The 6,084-nt window shown below is 68.3% G+C and carries 5 protein-coding genes; all 5 read left to right on the forward strand.

What is annotated here, in order from left to right; all coding sequences use genetic code 11:
* Positions 1-549: hypothetical protein (locus ACR9ZJ_RS18670; RefSeq protein WP_481288604.1), on the forward strand; the 549-nt coding region annotated here is incomplete at its 5' end.
* Positions 550-562: 13 nt separating this feature from the next.
* The gene (locus tag ACR9ZJ_RS18675) at positions 563-3,079 is read left to right on the forward strand and encodes a putative bifunctional diguanylate cyclase/phosphodiesterase (protein ID WP_481288605.1); all 2,517 of its coding nucleotides are present in this window, start codon (positions 563-565) and stop codon (positions 3,077-3,079) included.
* 157 nt (positions 3,080-3,236) lie between these two features.
* Positions 3,237-3,833: an RNA polymerase sigma factor RpoE gene (gene rpoE, locus ACR9ZJ_RS18680; RefSeq protein WP_306846319.1), complete on the forward strand. Its 597-nt coding sequence runs from the start codon at positions 3,237-3,239 to the stop codon at positions 3,831-3,833.
* Positions 3,830-4,477, forward strand: a complete 648-nt coding sequence (locus ACR9ZJ_RS18685; RefSeq protein ID WP_481280051.1) for a sigma-E factor negative regulatory protein — start codon at positions 3,830-3,832, stop codon at positions 4,475-4,477. The genes rpoE and ACR9ZJ_RS18685 overlap by 4 nt, the downstream gene beginning before the upstream one ends.
* A gap of 128 nt (positions 4,478-4,605) precedes the next feature.
* The gene (locus tag ACR9ZJ_RS18690; RefSeq protein WP_481288606.1) at positions 4,606-6,024 is read left to right on the forward strand and encodes a DegQ family serine endoprotease; all 1,419 of its coding nucleotides are present in this window, start codon (positions 4,606-4,608) and stop codon (positions 6,022-6,024) included.
* Positions 6,025-6,084: the final 60 nt, after the last annotated feature.

Genomic DNA, 6,084 nt, shown 5'->3' on the forward strand with positions numbered 1-6,084 from the left:
GAAGACGGCTGGCGCGGGGCCGGGGATGGGCGGATACTTCGCGCCACTCAAGCCGATCGACCGCCGATGTCCGTGGATGCCAACGTAGGAAACGATGTCTTCGACCGCATTCTGTCGGCCTCGGGACCGCTGGTCGCCCTGAAGACGAACGACCCGGCCCTGCTGGTCGAGCAATTCCGCCTGGTCGCCCGGCGCACCGGACAGGCCGTCTACCTGTGGCGCCATGCCGAGGGGCTGGTGAGCCTGCGCGACGCGCAGATGCGCGTGCCGGGCTGCCTGCGCCTGGGTGACGCCCTGCGCTACATCTCGCAGAGCCTCCACTTCGGCGTGTACCTCCTCGACATGCCCGCCGGCGTGCCCAGCGCCACCGACGGTGCACTTTTACGGCAACTTTCGCGCGCGCAGACCGGGCACGTGCGCCGGGTCGTGCTGCTCGGCGCGAGCCCCAGCCTGCTCGCCACCTTCGAGAACGACGTGGTGCGCGTGGAAGCCGACTGGCACGCGCGCTCGGCGGCACCCCGGTTGCGCGACGGCCGCTGGGTGGTCTGAGCGGATGGCTGGCATGAAGGAATCCATCGGCGTGCTCATCTTCACGCCGCGGCGGGATATCCGCCGTGCGGTCTTCGATGCGCTCGACATGGACGGCGACTTCGTGCTGCTGAGCGCGCGCGATGCCTCCCAGCTGGAAGCGCTGCTCGCCGACGCACCGCCCTTGCACGTGGCCGTGTTCGGCGCGGATGGCAGCGCGGACATGGCCCAGGGCCTGCGCATCCTGCGCGCCTCGCCGAGATATGCCTCGGTACCGGTCGTCCATGTCGTCGACGACCATCCGGGCGTGGCGCCGGATGGCGCCGTGGACTGGTTGCGTGAAGGCGCCATCGGTGTCGAGCTGGCGCAACGGGTGCGCGCGGCCGTTCGTGGGCCGGCACCCGTGACCGGTCCCGAACCGCCGGACTGGCGCTTCGCCTTCGATGCCGGCGCGGCCTGGGTGATCGCCTCGACGCCCGGCGGATGCGTCGTCGAGAGCGGTGCGGCGATGGACCGGCTCTTCGCCGGCGACGGGCCCGTGCAAGGGCGCCTGCTGGCGGAGATGTTCACGATGGCGGACGGCACGGCATGGCCGGTGCCCGACGGCGACGGCCTGGCTTGCACCCTGCGCCGTCGTGACGGCGGCGAGATAGGGGGCGAGGTCGACGTTCGCCATATCCTCGACCGTGGCGAACACCGCGTCGCCGTCGGTTTCCGCGACATGCGCGCGGTGGACATGGCGGAGCGCGCACTGTCCCTGCTCGCCGTGCTGGACGCCTGTTCCAGTGACGACGAAGGGATGGGCGAGGCCGCGGCGATGCTCGCCGATGCCCTCGAACTCGATGTCGTGGCCGTGTGGGCGGCACTTCCCGAAAGTGAATACGGCCCCGAGGTGCTGGCGCGGATATGGAACGGGCCTGGTCCCGTCGAGTGGCCCGACGCCTCCGACCTGCCGTTGCTCAAGGTATGCCTGGGCGGCGAGACGCTGTCGCGGCTCGGTACCGGCGAGGACGCACCGGCGACCGATCCCCTCATCGACGCGCTGGGCCTGCGTTCCTACGTATTGCTGCCCCTCCTGGACGAGCGCCGCAGCGTGCTCGGCGCCTTGCTCGCCGGCCGCCGGCGGCCGGGGGGCGATGCACGTGTCCTCGGGCCCGCGTTGCGTGCGGCCACCGCCCGCTTCGCCTCCGCACTCGAGTTGCGCCGTGCGCGTGAGCAAGGCCGGGTACGTGGGCTCATCGACATGCTCACGGGACTGCCGAACCGGCTGCTCTTCAACGACCGGCTCGAGACCACGATCCGCGAAGCGGAACGTACGGGCGAATGCTTCGCCACGCTGCTGGTCGACCTCGACCGCTTCAAGGGCATCAACGAGACGCTGGGCCACGGCGTGGGCGACCAGGTGCTCACCGCCCTGGCCAAGCGCCTGCGCGCCAGCGTGCGTGCCTCCGACACCGTCGCGCGCTATGCGGGAGACGAGTTCACCCTGATCCTGCGCCATATCATCAAGCGCGACGACGTGCTGCGCATCGCCGAAAAAATCGTGCAGGCCATGGAGGTGCCGTTGTCGCTGGAGGACGGTTCCGAACTCCAGGCGACCATCTCCGTCGGCATTTCGTTCTTTCCCGATGACGCCGTCGAGGGCGAACTGCTCCTGCGCCATGCCGACGAGGCGATGTACGGCGCGAAGAGCCTGGGCCGCAACAACTACCAGATCTACGCCGCCAACGTGGATGCCGCGCAGCAACAGCAGGCCGAGTTGAAGGTTCGCCTGCGCCACGCGGTACGCAACGACGAACTGCGCGTGTTCTACCAGCCGCAGGTCGATGCCGTCACCGAGGACATCATCGGCATGGAGGCGCTGGTCCGCTGGGAACATCCCGAACTGGGCATGATCAGCCCGGCGTTCTTCATCCCGCTGGCCGAGGCGAGTGGCTTGATCGTGCCGATCGGCGAGTGGGTCCTGCGCACGGCCTGCGCGCAGGCCCGGGCATGGGAGGCGCGATACGGGCTGGGCTTGCGGATCGGCGTGAACCTGTCGGCGGTGCAACTCATGCAGCAGAACCTCGCGGCCGTCGTGGCCTCCGCGCTCCAGGACACGGGGCTGGATCCTCGGCAACTCGAGCTCGAGGTCACGGAAAGCATCAGCGTGAAGACCGTGCCGCACCTGGTCGAGACGCTCGACGCGCTGCATGCGATGGGCTGCGGCATCGCCATCGACGATTTCGGCACCGGCGCGGCCTCGCTCGACTACCTGCGCCGGCTGCCGGCCGACCGGATCAAGATCGACCAGAGCTTCGTCCGCAATATCGGCGTGGACCCCGACGACGAAGCCATCGTCCGCGCCACCATCGACATGGCCCACCGGCTCAAGCGCGGGGTGGTGGCCGAGGGCGTCGAGATCGAGCAGCACCTGCAGTTCCTGCGTGCGAACGGCTGCGACGAATTGCAGGGGTACCTGTTCTGCCGGCCGCTGCCCGTGCCCAGCTTCGAGAAGCTGCTGGCCGAGCGCGAACGCCTGGTGAGCGAAGGGCAGGCCATCCCGGCCTGATACCCTGTGGGAGTGGGGCTCCGCTTGAGGTCCCGGTTCGGGCCCGCATGTCTCCCCGTGGGGACGACCCCGGACCGTCCACAATGAACTTGCACGGCGCCCGCATGTCTCAGCTGCGCCCGCGACTGGCCCCGATAGAGTTGAGGAGACGGCCCGGATGGGCGAAAACGAATTGGATCAAGCACTTGTCGAACGGGTGCAGCAAGGGGATCGCCGCGCCTTCGACCTGCTGGTCCGCAAGTACCAGCACAAGGTCATCGCGCTGATCTCGCGCTACGTGCACGACCGGACCGAGTGCGAGGACATCGCCCAGGAGGCCTTCGTGCGCGCGTGGCGCGCGTTGAAGTCCTTCCGCGGCGAGAGCGCTTTCTATACCTGGCTGTACAAGATCGCCGTGAACACGGCCAAGAACCACCTGGTGGCCATGGGCCGCCGCCCGCCCACCGGCGATATCGACATCGAGGACGCCGTCTACGTGCCGGGGGCCACCCGGATGCACGAAAGCGCCACCCCCGAGCGCGAAATGATGCGCGAACAGGTGGAACAAACGGTGTTTTCCACTGTCCAAGCCTTGCCCGAAGAGCTTCGGGCCGCGATTACCCTGCGCGAGGTGGATGGCAAGAGCTACGAGGAGATTGCCGTCATCATGGACTGTCCCATCGGAACCGTCCGTTCGCGTATTTTCAGGGCTCGTGAAGCCATCGACCAGAAACTGCGGCCGCTGTTGTCCGACCGCGAGGACCACAACCCATGAGCGAAGCCAATCGGGAAATTCTCTCCGCCGGTATGGATGGAGAGCTGTCACGGGAGGAAATCCGCTTCCTGCTACGTCGTCTCGAGGCCGATCCGGTCCTCGCCGACACGTGGGCGCGCTTCCACGTGGCGCGTGACGGTCTGCGCAAGCAGGGCGCGCCGCTGGTCTCCGGCGATTTCGCCAGCCGGGTCATGGCGGCCATCGAGGCGGAGTCCGTCGCCGCGGCCGCCCCGCGCCGCCGCTGGTTGCAGTGGTCGGCGGGTGGCGCCATCGCCGCCAGTGTCGCGGTCGCCGCGTTGATGATCTCCCAGCCCGCCGGCAACCGCCCGGGCACGGCGGATATCGCCCAGCACGCACCCACGGTCGGAGATTCCCCGGTGGCCGATGCCACGCCCGCGCCTGCCGCGGCACCGGTCGCGCCGCAGTGGCTCAGCGGTGGCAGCATGGCATCCCAGTTCACCCAGAAGGCCGCCTTCGACAGTTCGGAAGACGGCGGAGCCGCGGCCTATCTGCCGCGTTCGACGCCTTATCAGATTCAACGCGCCCGGGCCGCCACAGCCCCGGAAGGCAATGGCTATATGCTGATGGTCCGTCCCGACGGTACCCGGTATGTGCAGCCGGTCGCCGTGCCGCAGGCTCGTTGAGCCGCGGCCGCATGTTCCACGCGCGCCTGACGTCCCCAGGCGCGCTTACTCTCTGAGGTTCCAGTAACGATACGTGCGGGGTCATTCCTCGCACGGGCAGCCGTGGTTAGGTAAAAAGGAGGAAATCGATGGCTCTCTGGCATGCACGCGCGCTACTCGGTGGCGCACTGCTCTTGGTAACGGCGGGCGCGCAGGCGCAATCGTTACCGGATTTCACTGGCATCGTCGAAAAGAACGCGCCCGCCGTGGTTCACGTGGAGGCGAAGACCACGGGCGCGGCCCGCAAGGCGCGCGGCCCCGACGCGGCTCCCGACGACCAGGAAGAACTGCTGCGGCGCTTCTTCGGCATGCCGGGCATGCCCATGCCACCGCGTGAGCAGACCTCGCTGGGTTCGGGCTTCATCATTTCCGCGGATGGCTACATCCTCACCAACGATCATGTCGTCGACGACGCCGACGAGGTGAAGGTCCGCCTGCAGGATCGCCGCACTTTCACCGCGAAGGTCGTCGGCAAGGATCCCCAGTACGACATCGCCTTGTTGAAAGTGGACGGCGGTGCGTTGCCTACGGTCGCCATCGGCGATTCGCGCAGCGTGAAGCGGGGCCAGTGGGCCCTCGCCATCGGCTCGCCGTTCGGCCTGGACGCCACCGTGACCCACGGCATCATCAGTGCCGTCGGCCGCAACCTCGGCAGCGGCGACCAGCCGTATACCTCCTTCATCCAGACGGACGTGCCGATCAATCGCGGCAATTCGGGTGGGCCGCTGTTCAACCTCCAGGGCCAGGTCATCGGCGTGAACTCGCAGATCTACTCCACGTCGGGCGGTTACCAGGGCCTTTCGTTCTCGATCCCGATCGATGTCGCGATGAACGTCGTGCAGCAGATCAAGGAGAAGGGTTATGTGTCGAGGGGCATGCTCGGCGTCACCGTGCAGCCTGTCGACCAGTTCGTGAAGAATCTCGACCTTCCCGACGCCAACGGCGCCCTCGTGGCGCAGGTCACCCCTGGAAGCGGCGCCGACAAGGCCGGTATCAAGCAGGGCGACGTCATCCTCTCGTTCAACGGCACGCCGATCACCCAGTCGCCTGACCTGCCGCCCCTGGTCGGCATCACCAAGCCGGGTTCCATGGCGAAGGTGGAGATCCTGCGCGACCACAAGAAGCAGGTGCTCGACGTCAAGGTCGGCGAGCTGCCGCGCGACAAGAGCGCCCTGGCCGCCGCGGCCGGTGGCGACGAAGGATCGGCCGGCGGTTCGGCCGCGGCCCTGGGCATGTCGGTGCAGGACATCGATGCCTCGGCCCGCGCGGAACTCGGCCTGAAGGCGGGCGAGGGCGTCGTGGTCAGCCGGATCACCGGGCGCGCCGCGGCGAGTGCCGGCCTGCAGCCGGGGGACGTGGTCCTCATGGTCAACCAGAAACGTGTCGGCAGCGCCACCGCCTTCCGCGATGCCGTGAAGGGCATCAAGCCCGGCGATACGGCGATGCTGCTGGTCCGTCGCGACGATTCCACCCGCTTCGTCGGGGTCACCGTCCCCAGCGAGCGCTGAGGCCCGGCGGGCCGCCGCTGGGGGGGGGTCGGCCTTCCATGCGATAATGCGGGATTCGCG

The organism is Luteibacter sp. KNZ12-1A (genome assembly GCF_056755675.1).

Excerpts from the sequence above, each read along its gene's own strand:
- ACR9ZJ_RS18675 (WP_481288605.1), top strand. The coding sequence starts at position 563 with ATGAAGGAATCCATCGGCGTGCTCATCTTCACGCCGCGGCGGGATATC.
- rpoE (WP_306846319.1), top strand. The coding sequence starts at position 3,237 with ATGGGCGAAAACGAATTGGATCAAGCACTTGTCGAACGGGTGCAGCAA.
- ACR9ZJ_RS18685 (WP_481280051.1), top strand. The coding sequence starts at position 3,830 with ATGAGCGAAGCCAATCGGGAAATTCTCTCCGCCGGTATGGATGGAGAG.
- ACR9ZJ_RS18690 (WP_481288606.1), top strand. The coding sequence starts at position 4,606 with ATGGCTCTCTGGCATGCACGCGCGCTACTCGGTGGCGCACTGCTCTTG.